The sequence below is a fragment of the Paenibacillus sp. J2R1T-4 genome (genome assembly GCF_059692235.1).
This window is the reverse complement of record NZ_JCAUBA010000010.1, coordinates 42,669-58,083: the sequence shown is the minus strand read 5'-3', so window position 1 is coordinate 58,083 and position 15,415 is coordinate 42,669. Positions and strand designations below refer to the sequence as shown.

Annotated in this window: 14 protein-coding genes and 1 other annotated feature (1 of these 15 running past the window's edge); of the genes, 6 read left to right on the top strand and 8 right to left on the bottom strand. The window is 49.5% G+C overall.

Going from position 1 to position 15,415, the window contains the following annotated elements:
* Positions 1 to 73, top strand: a binding site (T-box leader); it begins 216 nt to the left of the window's first position.
* 44 nt (positions 74 to 117) lie between these two features.
* Complete coding sequence (gene ileS, locus AC58QD_RS17570) at positions 118 to 3,216, top strand: isoleucine--tRNA ligase (RefSeq protein ID WP_497335548.1); 3,099 nt, start codon at positions 118 to 120, stop codon at positions 3,214 to 3,216.
* An 80-nt stretch (positions 3,217 to 3,296) separates the two neighbouring features.
* Here ileS and AC58QD_RS17565 read toward each other — a convergent pair whose 3' ends face one another.
* Together AC58QD_RS17565 and AC58QD_RS17560 are read right to left on the bottom strand one after the other, a co-directional pair.
* Positions 3,297 to 3,974, bottom strand: coding sequence for a CAP domain-containing protein (locus tag AC58QD_RS17565; protein WP_497335546.1), 678 nt, complete (start codon positions 3,972 to 3,974; stop codon positions 3,297 to 3,299).
* A gap of 114 nt (positions 3,975 to 4,088) precedes the next feature.
* Positions 4,089 to 4,286, bottom strand: coding sequence for a hypothetical protein (locus AC58QD_RS17560; RefSeq protein WP_497335544.1), 198 nt, complete (start codon positions 4,284 to 4,286; stop codon positions 4,089 to 4,091).
* A 279-nt stretch (positions 4,287 to 4,565) separates the two neighbouring features.
* Between AC58QD_RS17560 and AC58QD_RS17555 the strand changes: the two genes are divergently transcribed.
* The 5 genes from AC58QD_RS17555 to AC58QD_RS17535 are packed head-to-tail and all read left to right on the top strand — an operon-like array spanning position 4,566 to position 8,655.
* Positions 4,566 to 5,096, top strand: a complete 531-nt coding sequence (locus AC58QD_RS17555) for a DUF2179 domain-containing protein (RefSeq protein WP_497335542.1) — start codon at positions 4,566 to 4,568, stop codon at positions 5,094 to 5,096.
* A 44-nt stretch (positions 5,097 to 5,140) separates the two neighbouring features.
* The gene (locus AC58QD_RS17550) at positions 5,141 to 6,403 is read left to right on the top strand and encodes an ABC transporter ATP-binding protein (protein WP_497335540.1); all 1,263 of its coding nucleotides are present in this window, start codon (positions 5,141 to 5,143) and stop codon (positions 6,401 to 6,403) included.
* Positions 6,396 to 7,067 carry an ABC transporter permease gene (locus tag AC58QD_RS17545; RefSeq protein ID WP_497335538.1) on the top strand — a complete coding sequence of 224 codons (672 nt, stop codon included), beginning with the start codon at positions 6,396 to 6,398 and terminating at the stop codon, positions 7,065 to 7,067. Before AC58QD_RS17550 ends, AC58QD_RS17545 begins: the two co-directional genes overlap by 8 nt.
* A 36-nt stretch (positions 7,068 to 7,103) precedes the next feature.
* Positions 7,104 to 8,003: a glycine betaine ABC transporter substrate-binding protein gene (locus tag AC58QD_RS17540; RefSeq protein WP_497335882.1), complete on the top strand. Its 900-nt coding sequence runs from the start codon at positions 7,104 to 7,106 to the stop codon at positions 8,001 to 8,003.
* 16 nt (positions 8,004 to 8,019) lie between these two features.
* A complete protein-coding gene (locus tag AC58QD_RS17535) occupies positions 8,020 to 8,655 on the top strand; it encodes an ABC transporter permease (RefSeq protein WP_497335536.1) in 636 nt (211 codons plus the stop codon).
* A 97-nt stretch (positions 8,656 to 8,752) separates the two neighbouring features.
* On the opposite strand, the gene AC58QD_RS17530 is transcribed toward AC58QD_RS17535, so the two are convergent.
* From AC58QD_RS17530 to AC58QD_RS17505, 6 genes are all read right to left on the bottom strand, one after another.
* A complete protein-coding gene (locus AC58QD_RS17530) occupies positions 8,753 to 9,463 on the bottom strand; it encodes a PIG-L deacetylase family protein (protein ID WP_497335534.1) in 711 nt (236 codons plus the stop codon).
* Positions 9,464 to 9,496: 33 nt separating this feature from the next.
* Positions 9,497 to 10,450: a GNAT family N-acetyltransferase gene (locus AC58QD_RS17525; RefSeq protein ID WP_497335532.1), complete on the bottom strand. Its 954-nt coding sequence runs from the start codon at positions 10,448 to 10,450 to the stop codon at positions 9,497 to 9,499.
* A 35-nt stretch (positions 10,451 to 10,485) separates the two neighbouring features.
* Positions 10,486 to 11,676, bottom strand: a complete 1,191-nt coding sequence (locus tag AC58QD_RS17520; protein ID WP_497335530.1) for an anhydro-N-acetylmuramic acid kinase — start codon at positions 11,674 to 11,676, stop codon at positions 10,486 to 10,488.
* Positions 11,676 to 13,364: a beta-N-acetylhexosaminidase gene (nagZ, locus tag AC58QD_RS17515; protein WP_497335528.1), complete on the bottom strand. Its 1,689-nt coding sequence runs from the start codon at positions 13,362 to 13,364 to the stop codon at positions 11,676 to 11,678. The genes AC58QD_RS17520 and nagZ overlap by 1 nt, the downstream gene beginning before the upstream one ends.
* Before the next feature lie 33 nt (positions 13,365 to 13,397).
* The gene (locus AC58QD_RS17510) at positions 13,398 to 14,573 is read right to left on the bottom strand and encodes an exo-beta-N-acetylmuramidase NamZ family protein (RefSeq protein ID WP_497335880.1); all 1,176 of its coding nucleotides are present in this window, start codon (positions 14,571 to 14,573) and stop codon (positions 13,398 to 13,400) included.
* A gap of 90 nt (positions 14,574 to 14,663) precedes the next feature.
* Entirely contained in the window at positions 14,664 to 15,401 is a 738-nt protein-coding gene (locus tag AC58QD_RS17505; RefSeq protein ID WP_497335526.1) for a DUF2189 domain-containing protein, read from the bottom strand.
* Positions 15,402 to 15,415 lie beyond the last annotated feature (14 nt).

The following is a 15,415-nucleotide window of genomic DNA, read 5'->3' as shown; positions in this document are numbered from 1 at the left end:
TCATTCCTTTTGTATGGATACGGGGAGGATTGTGGAATTAGGGTGGTAACGCGAGTCATAACTCGTCCCTTATGGGGCGGGTTTTTTGTTTTTTTCTAATAAGGAGTGGGATAAAGAATGGAAAAAGTAGACGTAAGAGAAAAATCGAGAACACGCGAGCTTCGGGTATTAGACTATTGGCAAGAAAATGATACATTCCGCGAATCCATTCGCCGCAGTGAAGGAAAACCGGCGTTTGTATTCTACGAAGGACCTCCTACTGCTAACGGTGTGCCTCATATTGGCCATGCGTTAGGCCGAGTTATTAAAGATTTCATGGGCCGCTACAAAACGATGGCAGGATACAAGGTCATTCGCAAAGCAGGCTGGGATACACACGGTTTGCCCGTTGAGCTTGGGGTTGAGAAGCAGCTTGGTATTTCTGGAAAAGGCGATATTGAGAATTACGGTGTGGAGAAGTTTGTAAAGAAGTGTAAAGAAAGCGTATTTGAATACGAAAAGCAGTGGCGTGAATTGACGGAAGCCATCGGCTACTGGACCGATCTCGACAACCCTTATGTTACTTTGACAAATGATTATATCGAAAGCGTGTGGCATATCCTTGCCACCATTCATCGGAAAGGCTTGTTATATCGCGGACACCGGGTAAGTCCTTACTGCCCTTGCTGTCAAACGACTTTGAGCTCACACGAAGTGGCTCAGGGCTATGAAGATGTGAAGGATTTAAGTGCGACCGTTGCATTCCCATTGACTGGCGGACCATCACAGGAATCGATTCTGGCATGGACCACCACTCCTTGGACCCTTCCTGCTAACGTAGCTCTTGCTGTGAACCCCAACCTTGAGTACTCCCGGGTGAAGCAAGCGAATCAGGTATACATTGTCGCCTCTAATCTTGTTGAATCCGTGATGAAGGGTGAATATGAAGTTTTGTCTACTCTGATCGGAGCAGAGTTAGTCGGAAGAACCTATGAACCGCCTTTCCATTACGCCACCGTTGAACGCGGTTATCTAGTTATCGGCGGGGATTTCGTCAGCGATACGAGCGGTACCGGAATTGTACACATTGCTCCTGCCCATGGGGAAGATGATTACAAGGCAGCGAGACAAAATAACATCAGCATGCTGCAAGTTGTAGACAGCTCAGGCCGTTACACAGATGTCGTTACGGATCTTGCTGGCCGATTCGTCAAAGATTGTGACGTTGATATTGTCAAGCTGCTTGCCGAGAGCAAGAAGCTGTACTCCAAGGAAAAATATGAACACAGTTATCCTTTCTGCTGGCGCTGTAAGTCTCCTTTGCTCTACTATGCTACGGAGAGCTGGTTTATTGAGACCACTGCTGTAAAAGATCAACTGATCGCCAACAACAATACCGTCAACTGGTATCCATCCCATCTTCGAGAAGGACGCTTCGGGAAGTTCCTTGAGGATTTGATCGATTGGAACATAAGCCGCAACCGTTACTGGGGAACGCCTCTCAACGTATGGGTCTGTGATGATTGCGATCATCAATATGCGCCTGATAGCTATCAGGACTTGAAGAACCGGGCCATCGGCGATATCGGAGACAGCCTGGAGCTGCACAAACCTTACATCGATGATGTGAAGCTTAGCTGTCCGCATTGTTCAGGCGTGATGACTCGCACATCCGAGGTAATTGATGTTTGGTTCGATAGCGGGTCGATGCCTTTTGCCCAGTATCACCATCCTTTTGACAACGAAGCCTTGTTCCAAGAGCAATACCCGGCTGACATGATTGTCGAAGGAATCGATCAGACCAGAGGCTGGTTTTTCAGCTTGCTGGCGGTCTCTACCTTATATAACGGGAAAGCCCCATACAAATCAGTAATGGCTACAGGCCATGTACTCGACGAGAATGGACAAAAGATGTCCAAGAGTAAGGGAAATGTTATAGATCCGTGGGAAATCATTAACGAGCTTGGAACTGATGCGTTCCGCTGGGCTCTGCTGACCGATAGCGCCCCTTGGAACAGCAAACGCTTCTCCAAGCAAATCGTATCGGAAGCCAAATCCAAATTAATCGATACCCTTCACAACACTCATGGCTTCTATGTGCTGTATGCCGGGATTGACGGGTTTAATCCAGAGGAGCACGAACCGCTTCCTAAGACGAATGAGTTGGATTGTTGGATTATGTCTCGACTGAACAGCATGCTGGCGGAAGTGAATAAAGGGCTGGAAGCTAACGATTTCCTGAACCCGTCCAAACATATTGAAGCGTTCGTCGATGAGCTCAGTAACTGGTATGTGCGCCGTTCACGGGATAGATTCTGGGAGAATGGATTGTCTGCTGATAAAGTGGCAGCCTACCAAACATTGCGTGAGGTGATGCTGACCGTTAGCCGGGTGCTTGCTCCATTCACTCCATTCATCGCGGAAGATATATACCGGAATTTGGGTGGAGAAGAGCAAAGCGTGCATTTTGCAAGCTATCCATTGGCAGATGAATCCGCAATCGACACTGTATTGGAGACAGAGATGGAGATTGTGCGCCAAATCGTCGAGCTCGCCCGTAATATCCGCAACGAGGTTAGTATCAAGACACGTCAACCGCTATCGGAGCTAATGGTCTCCTTGGACCAACAAGTAGATCTGAAGCGATATGAAGACATTATCAAGGATGAGATCAATGTCAAAGAAATTCGTATCGTTAGTGACGATAATCAATTCGTTGAATTCTCGTTCAAGCTTAACCTGAAGATCGGCGGCCGCAAGTACGGCAAACAGGTAGGTATGATCCAGAGCGGATTACAGAAGCTTACAGCTGAACAAGCTCAGAACGTAATAGATTCTGGTTGGGTCGAGATCAAGGAAGAGGATTCCGCGGAAACATTGCGCATCCCGCTTGAGGAATTGCTAGTGGAGAAACACTCCAAGCAAGGCTTCGCTTCTGCATCCGGCTACCAAATGACCGTAGCTATTAACACAGACATTACCCCTCAGTTAGCTCAAGAGGGATTAGTCCGAGAACTGATTCGCTCCATCCAGGATATGCGTAAGAAGCTGGATCTGGCGATAGAGAAACGTATTCATCTGACGCTCGATGCCGATCAGGAATTGAAAGAAGCGATTAGCAGCTGCGAAGACGTTCTGCGTGATAACGTATTGCTTCTAGAGCTTTCATTCGACAAGCTTGAGGGAATGGAATATGTGATGGTAGATCAGAAATCTGTAGGCATTCTGATTCGCTGATCAGTTAGGAACGAGGAACCGTCAGGCTGTAGATGCCTGACGGTTTATTTGTTATTCATAGCCGAGGGTGTCCCATTCGGTTAACCTATAAATTCTTGAACCCATTCTCCGTTATAATACGCTATTCCAATTTGGGTAAAACTATTATTCAGAATATTGGCTTTATGCCCTGGACTGTTCATCCAATCGTTCATAACTTGCGTCGGGCTGGTTTGGCCTTTTGCGATATTTTCTCCTGCTGAGGTGGATACGATCCCGAATTTCTTCATCATATCGAATGGAGATCCGTATGTCGGAGAATTATGATCAAAATAATTGTTGTTGTACATATCCTGTGCTTTGACCATTGCCACCTTCGATAATTCGCTATTCATGCTAAGGGATTGCAATCCCGCTTTGGATCTTTCTTGATTAACCAAATCCAATACTTGCTGTTCGAATTGGGATGTTTTTGTTGTCTGATCCGTTGTTTCTTTTGCAGGTACCTGTTCCGTTGGCTTTTGATTCGGTCCCTTCACGGGATTTAACCAATCCAAATTTGGAGCTGCGATGGGGGCTTGGTTCATCTTTACAGATGATTGTCCCACTCCCGGCATAGCAATTGATGATGCCTGTGTTACTGTAGGTGCCGGTGTAGTAGTAAGAGCATGAGTTTCAATGCGTGTTTGTTCAGGAGTCACTTGTTTTTGTCTCATGTTATCTTTGGCCGTACAACCTGTTACCAGTACTAGCGCTGCTAATACGATAATTTTTAACATTATTCCAACCTCCTCGATTGTCAAATCGAGTTTAAGGTTAGCCTCAGGAACTTTTTTTATTCCTCATTTGTCGCTCCCTGAATATCCCTAATGTTCTTTGTGAAGCTGTAGTGATTAGACTTGTTTCATCAGCTTGACGACCGTAATAAAAGACTCATTCTCAGGGACCACGACTCTTGTATCGCGATTCAACACTCCTTGTTCATATAAGTCGAATTCATGTTCGAGCAAAGAGGCAAGAGCAGGCTTCTCCAGCAGCAAATCCCATTTGTCCAACGCATGCTTTTGATCCCCATCTAAATCATTATTCAAAGTAACCAGTATTTTCCCGTTCCGGATTTACACAACCCCTGCGCAAAATGGTTGGTTACGTGTTAATTCTTCAACATTCAAGCTTTCATGAGTCATATCAGCCCTCCATCTGAGCATATTCCGCAGCTGCTTACGCTAAAATCTGAACATTAGACTCCTCATCATGAATAACCGATTGCTATTAACCAAATTATAAGGGAAATGGATGCTTTTTCAAGACTAACTTAGGCCATTGAGGTCATGAGTCGATTTCACACATCAAGCGGGAGCCTAACAACCATGAGCGGACTGCAGAGCTTGGCATTTATCTTCATTATGAATATCGTCTATGTATCCTTGTTCACCATTCGTATCATTCTCGTCATGAAAACCAGAAGAGTGCTTGCTTCATTCATCAGCATGATTGAAGTATTTGTCTATCTGATGAGCCTGACGATTGTACTGAATAATATCGACAAGCCCTTGAATCTAGCCGCTTATTGCATCGGTTGGGGGAGCGGTGTATGGCTCGGGATCAAGATTGAAGAATGGCTTGCCCTTGGTTACGTCACGATGCAGATTGTAGTCGATTCCAGCTCCAGCTCATTACCCCTCCTGTTAAGGGACAAAGGCTTCGGGGTGACGAGTTGGTCTGCTGAAGGCCGGGACGGATCGCGGGTGGTGATGGAGGTTCTGGCTAAGCGCAGCCTGGAAAAACATCTGATGCGCTTCATCCAGGAGCATGCTCCCAAGGCTTTTGTCATTTCGTACGAACCGAGAACATTCCGCGGCGGATTTTGGACCAAACGATTGAAGAATGAAAGACCCTGATTCAGAAAAAAAGCACCTATACCAAAAAGACGGCAGGTAACCACATGATACGATTCGAAAATATAAGCAAAACTTACGATGATGGTTTCGAAGCGCTGAAATCCATTAACATAACATTCAAGGAAGGCGAATTAACGGTCTTGATTGGCCCGAGCGGGTGCGGAAAGTCCACCTTGATGAAACATATCAATCGCTTGAACAATCCTACTAAAGGCAAAGTCTACATCAGGGAAAAGGACATCTCGCAGATCGATCCCATTAAGCTCAGGAGAAGCATTGGCTATGTAATCCAGAATGTGGGCTTGTTCCCTCATATGAATATAGCCAAGAATGTTGCCGTAGTGCTGCAATTGTTGAAATGGGACAAGGATAAGATTGATCAAAGAGTAGACGAGCTGCTCAGAATGGTCAATCTGGATCCGGAAACATATCGGAATCGGTATCCTTCTGAGTTAAGCGGCGGTCAGCAGCAACGTATCGGAGTAATACGGGCACTTTCTGCCGAGCCGGATATTATTCTGATGGATGAACCCTTCAGCGCTCTCGACCCCATTAGCCGAGAACAGCTTCAGGATGAATTAGCCCGGCTGCAGCAGGAGCTCAAGAAGACAGTGATCTTTGTTACGCACGACATGGATGAAGCGATAAAAATCGCCGATACCATTGTTCTGATGAAAGCCGGTGAAGTGGTGCAGCATGGAAGTCCCGAGCATATCCTCAGACATCCTGCCAATGACTTCGTCAAGGATTTCATAGGGGCGAAACGATTGCAAACCGAAACACTCTCTCCTGATCTTACAGTTGATGATGTGATGGTGGGCACTCCTGTAACAGCCTCTCCCGGACGCGGAATGGCAGAAGCAGTCAAGATTATGGAAAAACATCGCGTCGATTCCTTGATCATTGTTAGCAAACAAAAAGAATTGCTTGGGCATGCTACTATTTATCAAGTGTTAAAGCACTACAAGGATGAGTTTATCAAGTTGGGCGATGTGATGGTGCCCTTTCCCCATACGGTCGAGTCTGGTACATCCCTGGCCCTTGCCTTAGCACTCTTAACGGAACACGGTCTGCCATACGTTCCGGTCACAAGAGAAGGTCAGTTCGTTGGGCTTATAACCAAAGGCAGCGTGGTCCGTCATCTGGCTGAAGTATACAATCCGGATGAGATGAGCGTGGATGAGCTGACAGCGCTGGCTGAACAGCAGACAGAAGATAGCATAACCACCATTGAAGATTCGGGAGAGCCGTCGGAAAAAGAAGAAGACATGGCATCGTCCTCACATAAGGGCGGGACGTATGAATAACGGGCTGAGTCATTATTTCTCTTTTGTTCAAAGCCGAATGGGTGACATCCTCACAGCATTATCGGATCATATCGTGATCTCCTTGACTTCTGTTCTGCTCGGAGCTCTCGTCGCGATACCGATTGGAATTGTGCTCGCAGGCAATCGTATAAGCTGGTTGAACGGCATAGTCTTCGGGATCGCGAACGTGTTGCAGACGGTACCGAGTCTCGCTCTGCTGGCTATCCTGATTCCCATTCTGGGGATTGGCCGCACGCCTGCTATATTCGCGCTTTTCTTGTATTCGCTGATGCCTATTATGCGCAACACATATGCCGGCTTCCAGACTGTAGACCCCAATGTGCTTGAGGCTGCTCGCGGGATGGGGTATAGTCCCGTGCAAAGGCTCCTCCTCATTCAGCTCCCGCTTGCTTTTCCTTATATCATGTCAGGCTTTCGGGTCACGACCGTTTATATTATCAGTTGGGCAACGTTAGCAACCTTAATCGGAGCAGGCGGTCTCGGACAATTGATTTTTTCAGGCCTCGGGGTAAACAAGAATGAGCTTATTATCACAGGCGCTCTATTAGCCGTTCTGTTGGCTCTTGCGGCTGATTACCTGCTCGGGCTTGCTGAGAAATGGGTTACGGCCAAAACCAGAACCACGCCCGCCTCAAATATATAAGCAAGGGCACAATAGAAGGAGTTTGAGACCATAATGATGCAAACCTCACGATGGCGACGGATGTTTATTCTGCTATGCATGATTATCCTTCTTGGCGTAATAACCGGATGCGGTAACCGCAATACGATTCGAATCGGAACCCAGACCTTCTCCGAGCCGAAGATTATTGCCCAAATGTATAAGCAGCTTATTGAAGACCGTACCGATCTGAAGGTCGATATTCTCCCCGATCTGGCTTCAAGCACGGTAGTCTTGGATGCCATGACGAAGAATGATACTCAGATGGCGACCCTGTATTCAGGGATGATCTTCGATAATTACTTTCCTCTGGAACAAACGAATGATCGTCGAAAGGTGTTGGAGCAGGCTCAAAAAGGATTCGACCAATATTACGGTCTGAAATGGTTCGATCCTTACGGATTCGAGAACACCTATGCATTCACGGTCCGCAAGGACTTGGCTGCTCAGCACCAGTTAGAGAAAATATCGGATATGAGAGAAGAAGCTCCTTCCATGAGACTAGGCGTTGATACGACTTGGTTGGAAAGAGCGAATGACGGTTACCCGGCTTTTAAGCAAGTGTATGGAATTACGTTCGGCAAAACATATCCGATGGAAGTTGCCTTAGTCTACAGCGCTGTTGCAAATAACAAAATGGACGTTGTGCTGGCCTATTCCACAGACGCCAGGCTCAAGGAATATGATCTCAAAACATTGGTTGATGACAAGCAGTTTTTCCCGCCATACGATGCTTCCCCGGTCATTCGGAAAGATGTGTTAGAGAAGCACCCTGAGCTGAACGAAATTATCCATCTGCTGATCGGCAAAATCGATGCGCAGACGATAATTAATCTGAATTACGAAGTAGATGTGCAGAAGCGGAATGAGAAAAAAGTGGCGGAGCAATACTTGAAACAAGTAGGGTTACTGAAATAGGGAAGGGGCTGCTTGAGTGGAGTTTTTTGTTCGTTACGTCAGAGAGAATTGGCCGGACTTACTCGTCTTGGCCTATCAGCATATCCTTATGGTGGTGCTTGGGCTTATTCTGGCCTTGGCTGCAGGCATTCCTCTTGGCGTAATCGCTTCGCGGAATAAAAGGATGGCTAGTGTGATTCTTACTTTAGCGAATATTATTCAGGTGTTTCCCAGCCTGGCGCTGCTTGTAATGCTTATGATTGTATTCGGACTCGGGTTCACGACGGTTGTGATCGGGCTGTTCCTCTATTCCCTATTGCCGATTATCCGCAACACTTATGTAGGGCTTACTCAAGTAAGTCCTACCCTTATAGAGGCCGGTCGAGGGATCGGCATGAGCCCGCTCCAGGTTATGATGAATGTTCAATTGCCGCTCGCCCTCCCTTTTATTCTGACTGGGATCCGCATCGCAGCCGTGATTGCTATAGGGGTAGCGACTATAGCACCCCTCGTAGGCGGTGACGGGCTTGGCCGTGAAATCTATTCCGGCATCAACATGGACAACTCCGCGCGGCTCTATGCGGGGGCCGTCCCAGCCGCTCTGCTTGCTTTGCTGGCAGATTTCGCGCTAGGTCGCCTGCAACGCCGTACAACAGTGGCTAAGCGGGCTTAATCGTGACGACCAATAAGCTGCTGGATTACGCTCACCAACGAGTGTAATCCAGCAGCTTGTTAGTTATCAGCCTTTGGTAACAACGGTCAATCCCAAACTATTCAAACATCTGCAAACGCTTGTTCAACGAGCCGCGCGGCACACCGAAGGCTTCTGCCCGTTTCATACGAACGGGTGCGCCTCGAACGATCTTGAGCGCACTGTAGTACTCAATATACGGCCAGCCTGTCTCGCCGCGGGCAAAAGCATACTGGCTAAGCGCTTTTAACCATGTTTCATATGCTTCATCCGGAATGTCGATGGATACCTGCGGCTCGAAATCGTCCGCATCCTCCCAGTTGTCGGTGAAGTACATTTTACGTGCAAAATGATTAGGCAGCGGGCGCTCAATATTTTTAAGTGCTGCATAGAATTGTGCGTCCTGCACGATGTAGTGTGTGTTGGAATGATCCTTATGCATGCTGTTCTTCCAATGGGTGATCAAGATATCCGGCTTAACTTCGCGTATGACATCAGCGACCTGATACTTGATCTCATCATTGACAGGCAGCTCAGCATCTTTATAGTCGAAAAACTTCACATCAGCGCCAATAATGTCAGCGAACTTATGTGCTTCCTCAATTTTCTGCTTCGCATACTCTTCAGGAGTCAGCTTTTGATGACCTTTCTCACCGGGGGTTAAGTGCAACAAGGTTACCTTATGCCCTTCCTGAACGTACTTCGCCATAGTTGCGCCTGCGCAAAGCTCCATATCGCCGGCATGCGCTCCAATAGCCAAGATGTGTGATTTGGTCTGCTCTGTGCTCATGATAGTCGGTCATCTCCTTGAACGATTAGTAGATTACGCTTCGATAAGTTTCATAACATGAAAGCTGCGGGAGATCGAGAAGCCGGCTTTTTTATACAAATAACCGGCAGGTGTAGTTTCTCCAGTCCACAGGAACCAGGCTCCATGCAATCCTTGTGCCCGCATCGAGGTAAGGCAATCGTGCAGCAATATTTTGCCGAGGCCCTTCCCTTGCTGTCCTGGATCGACACCGAACGGCCCGAACCTTTCCTTCACTCCTTCATACCCGCCATGCAGGCAAAATCCAACCAGCTTGCCATTCTCACGAGCTACCAAAATGCTTGATAGCGGCAGCCCCTGCAGAACTCCCTCTCTAATCGCTCTTCCCCAGTCCGGGTTGAACACATTGGTTGCAAACTGGATAACCTCATACAAGTCACTGTCCTGAGCTGAACGGAAGGTGTAGCCTTCACTTCGCCGTTGCCGTTTCAATTCCGCTATATCTTCAGGTGCCTCATAATCGACAAGCGAGTAATCCATCGCGATAGGGGAATACAACCGCTTGAACCCAAGACTGAGCAAGAGTGCATAACCAGTTGGATAGTTCTTCTCGTCGATACCCGGTACAATATAGTTCGGCGCGTAAGAAGAGAAGAAAATGTTAGTGCGCCCCTGTTCACGGAGAAAAGAGGTTGCATTGTTCATCAATTGAGTCGCAATACCTTTACGACGCTCTTCTGGTGCTACAAAGAAGAACGGGATCCAACCGTTATCCGGCTCGAGCTCGGTCCCATGCATAGGCAGCAGACGGCGAACCGCATAAACACAACCAATAATTCTTTTCCCAAGATCTAGAGCCACTTGCAGCCCTTTCGGATCGAAATTAGCGTCAAGCAGCACGAGATTGCGGAAGCGCATCTGGGTTATGGGATCCTTCTTCAAACAGCGATTCCACAGCTCAACTAGCTGCAGCTCGTCACCCGATTGATATGTGCGATACGTAATCATGGGACAGGTCAACTCCTTTTAAGTCATGATGGTGGTCATTCCGGAAAAGCAAGCTTACCCATAATCGTATGTTGTCTAGCACCTGTTGCGGACGGCAGGTTGTTCGGGATGCCATGGATAAGATTATTCGCAAAGATGGCGAAGGCGACTGCTTCCTTTGCGTCCCCGGAGATGCCAAGCGAATCCGAGGTGCTGATCCGCTGCTCAGGCAGCAGCTCGGCGATCATCCGCAGCAGCGTCAGGTTGTGGGCGCCGCCGCCGGAGACGAACACCTCCTCGATCTGCATGAGCGGCAGCACGAAGTCGCGGTAGCTCTGTGCGATCGAGTGGGCGGTGAAGGCGGTGAACGTAGCGACGATATCTGCGTCGCTTAAGCCCTGCTGCTGCATGCGCTGGATATAGTCGAGCGCATAGGCCTTGCCGAACAGCTCCCGGCCGGTCGACTTCGCTGGCTTGCGAGCGAAGTACGGGTGGCTCATCATCTGTTCGACGAAGCTTGCATCTGCCGTGCCGCGAGCAGCCCACTCGCCTCCGGCATCGTAGCTGTGCTTGCCGCCAGACAAAGTGTACACCGCCTGGTCGATCAGCATGTTGCCGGGACCTGTATCGAAGGCTACTACCTGCTCCGGCTGCCCGTTGGCCGGTATGGCTGCGCAATTGCCGATCCCGCCGATATTCTGGGCGATGCGCCCCTGCGTCTCATGACGGAACAAGATGAAATCGCCATACGGAACAAGAGGCGCCCCTTGTCCGCCAACGGCCATATCAGCCGTCCGGTAATCGCCGACGACCGGCTTGCCCGTCTCCTTGGCGATTACAGAAATATCCCCAATCTGCAAAGTAGACCGAATCAGTGTCGGATCAGTTGGATCATCCTCCGGAATATGCCAGATGGTTTGACCGTGGGAGCTGACGAGATCGATATCATTCATGCTTAAACCGGCTTCTGAGACGGCTTTCTTAACCGCGTCAGCCAGCACATAAGCCATTCGAAAGTTCATTCCGCATACTTGTGCAACATCGGAATGCTCGACACTGCATAGCTCCTTGATCTTCTCACGCAATGTATCGTCGTACGATGTTGAGGTGAAGTGAACCAGCTCGACCTTAGAACCGAGCCCGCTCCCTTCGATGCGGACTATAGCCGCATCCACACCGTCCAGTGAAGTTCCTGACATTAGACCGACGACAAGTCGGCTAGGTTTGTTAAGCAGCTCTGCCAACATTATTGTTCGCCTCCATGTCCAGCCGCATATAAATTCCCAATGGAAACGGGTAACTTACCGGGAGCTGGTATATGTCCTAATAAATGTTTCGCAGCCGATTGCAGCGCGAGCGGTCTTGATTCATAAACGGCAATATAAGCCGGCACTTCCGGGAATTGCAACAAATCATATGGATTGCGCAGAGCAACAACAATCGGACGCTTGCCGAGCTCCATGATGCGGCGCACCAATTCACCTTGCGCCGGTTGGAACGCTGCGTTATACGTAGCGACTACGATCTGCTCATAGCCTGCGGCGAGCTTCACGAGCTCATCCACTCGCTCGGCGAGCGCAGCCAGCGCGACGACGCGCTCGTCTACGGCGGCGCCAAGCGCCCGCAGCGCGCCTCCAAGCGTGGTCGGCGCGGCGTATGCCTCGTCGACCTGCGACACCGCCGCGGGCTGCACGCCGAGCGCAAGCGTCGGCACGCCAGGCGCCAGCGGCAGCAGGCCCGCCTCCGCGCGGACGCGCGTGACGCTGGCCTCGCTCAGCGCTTGCGCCGCCGCAGCGTGCTCGCTGCCGCCAACGCTCGCGAACGCCTCGCTCGCCGCTGGAGCAGCCGTGCTAGCGGCGATGGCCGCTGCCGTCACGCCGCGCTTCTGCTTCAGCGCCAGCAGCCTGCGCACCGAAGCGTCGAGCCGCGCCTCAGTCAAGCGTCCGCTCGCTACCGCCTCCACTAGCGCTTCGATCGCCGCATACTGCAGGTCATGCCGATGGCTGAGCAGCACCGTGTCAGCCCCTGCCTCGATCGCCATAACGGTCGCCTCGACAGTCCCATAATGAACGGCAATGGCGTTCATCTCCATGCAATCGGTCATGATGACGCCCTCATAGGCAAGCTCTTCACGCAGCAATCCAGTCAAGACGCGGCGGGAAAGCGTTGCAGGCAGCTTATCCGGTTCGAATGCGGGGAAATAAATATGAGAAGACATAATAGCATCCACGTCGGCTTCAATCGCTCTGCGGAAGGGCGGAAGCTCCACCTCATAGATGCGCTCACGCGGATGGCTGATCGTCGGAAGATCAAGATGAGAATCGACATCCGTATCTCCGTGACCAGGAAAATGCTTCGCTGTCGCCACTACTTGCGCATCCTGCAGACCGCGTATCGCTTCTACTCCGAAGTCTCCTACCCGAGAGGAAGACTCTCCAAACGAACGCACGCCAATTACAGGATTGTTTGGATTGTTGTTCACATCGAGATCAGGAGCAAAATTCAAATTGATCCCTAATGCGTGAAGCTCCTGGCCTGTTATGTTAGCTGCCTGGTAAGCCGCTTCCGCAGATCCGCCAGCTGCAATGGCCATATTACCTGGCATTAAGGCAACGCCTTCGGTCAACCGAGCGACCATCCCGCCTTCCTGATCGATTGAAATCCAGAGCGGTTCCACGCCGGCTTCGAGCGCAGCACGCTGCAAGGAAGCATTCATTTCGGCAACCTGCCGGTTATCGCGAACATTCCTGGCGAACAAGATCACTCCGCCAATCGCATGCTCCTTGATCAGCTTCACAATATCTTCATTCGGCTCCAACCCGTCGAAGCCGCATTGAAGCATTTGCCCTATTTTCTGGCGAATCGTCCATTTGGACAGATCGACTAATTCCATATGGTTCGTGGAGTCATTTACAACATTGCTGCCCTGTGCCACTTCTCTCTCCTCCTCCGTTCTCTATGTCTAGGTCTAATATAATAAATACGGCGCTCGCTCCTGCTCCCACCTCAATACATCTTGCGACCAATCCTTGATGATGTTCTGCAGTCCTGCTTCCTCGTTAATCGTGGTTCGTACCCGATCACTGCCAGTCAAGTAATCGATGAAATTTTTCCGGCCTTCCTTGAAGGGAGGAATCCATTCGAACTTGTCTCTGTACAAACGAATCACCGTATGCAGCAAATACAAGCCGCTCTCTAATGACTTATAGGCTGCTTTATCCGTAACGAAGGTATGAACCCCGTTGCATAATACCCCATGATGTTTCGAGAACATGGGAGTAAATGTGACAGGATGAAAATGTACACCAGGCAGCCCGAGACGATTCATCTCGATACTCAGCTCTTCCCCATCGATCCAGGGTGCGCCGATTTGCTCAAACGGTTTCGTTGTGCCCCTGCCTTCAGACAAATTCGTCCCTTCGAACAAACAGTTGCCTGTGTAGACTCTCACTGTGTCCATAGTGGGCATATTCGGAGACGGCATCAACCATGGTAATCCTGTCTCCGGGTATTCCATTTCACGGCTCCACCCACTGAGAGGCACTACCCGCAAATCACATTTACGTCCCAATCGATCATTCACATATCGTGCATATTCACCAATCGTAAGACCTGTTCGGAACGGCACCCTGAAGGCGCCAACCATCGATTCGAATCCAGGCTCGAGCAGCCCGCCTTCACACATAAGTCCGCCAGTCGGATTAGGCCGATCCAGCACAACGAAGGTCTTCCCTGCTTCTGCACAAGCTTCCATCATATAGAGCATGGTGGTCATGTAAGTATAGAACCGAACTCCAAGGTCCTGAATGTCAAATAAGACCGCATCAACATGCTCCAGCATGGCGGCGGTCGGTTTCTTGTTCTTCCCGTACAAGCTATATACATGAATCCCTGTACGGCTGTCCAGTTCATCCTCGAATAATACGCCGGCTTGTCTTTCCCCGCGAAGACCGTGTTCGCAAGCATACAAAGCCTGCAGATGAACGGAAGTCATCTCAGCGCATATCTCAATCGTGGAACGGAACTGACTGTTCATACCGGTAGGATTTGTTAGTAATCCGATTTTAGCTCCGGCGAGATGCTGACTGGCCCATTCTGCCAGTTGATCCGCACCTGTTCTCACAAGCAAGCTATTCTGGTTCATCACGAATAACCACTCCTTTTTTTTGGGTAGCCCAAATAAAGGAACTGTGTCCCCCTATTCCGGCAAATCCATTGCTTGTTTAAGCTACTCTTACCGCAAAGAAGCCAAGGTCTGATCATTCCCTCTATCCTGAGAAAGCTCAGATTCCCAGTTATCTTGCACCTTCACACGACCCGATCCGTTATCTGCGTCTTCCTTCCGAATCAGGTTAGCCGTCAACATATTCACGTACACACTGATCATCCCTACATACAAAAACGCAAAACCTACAACCGTAATTCCCAGAATGACAGCCAGGCAGATGATCTGTACGAAAGCTCCAATCGTGTACAGAGGATTAGCCAGAAACAGCTTCACACTGCGCCCGATTGCTGTAAATACGCCAACACCCTCCTGCACAACCAATGGTAATGTGTACACCTGAGAAACGATCGCCATAGCTACAAAATAAGTCTGGAAAACAGCAAGCGCAAAATACAAGGTTCCGCCCTTACCTCCGTAATACCACCACGATGAAACCAGGATCATAATGAAGATCACCATTAATGCGCCGAATACAAGAGATGCTGGAAAAAACTTTACTGCGCCTTTCCACATCGTACGAACCTTGCCCTTGTCTCCGGACAGGATACGATGGGTAGCGTGCAGGACTCCCGTGCACAAAGGGACATATAACAGAACAGCAAATACTACAGCAAGTCCTACCGGGAGGAAGAACACGAACGGAAGCAGCACTAGAGAGCTTACGATGCTGAATAGAGCGATCGGCACAATCTCCCGATACACCTGAACCCCTGATCCCGTAACGATTTGACTTAATTTTTTCATCGTCCTGCTCCCTC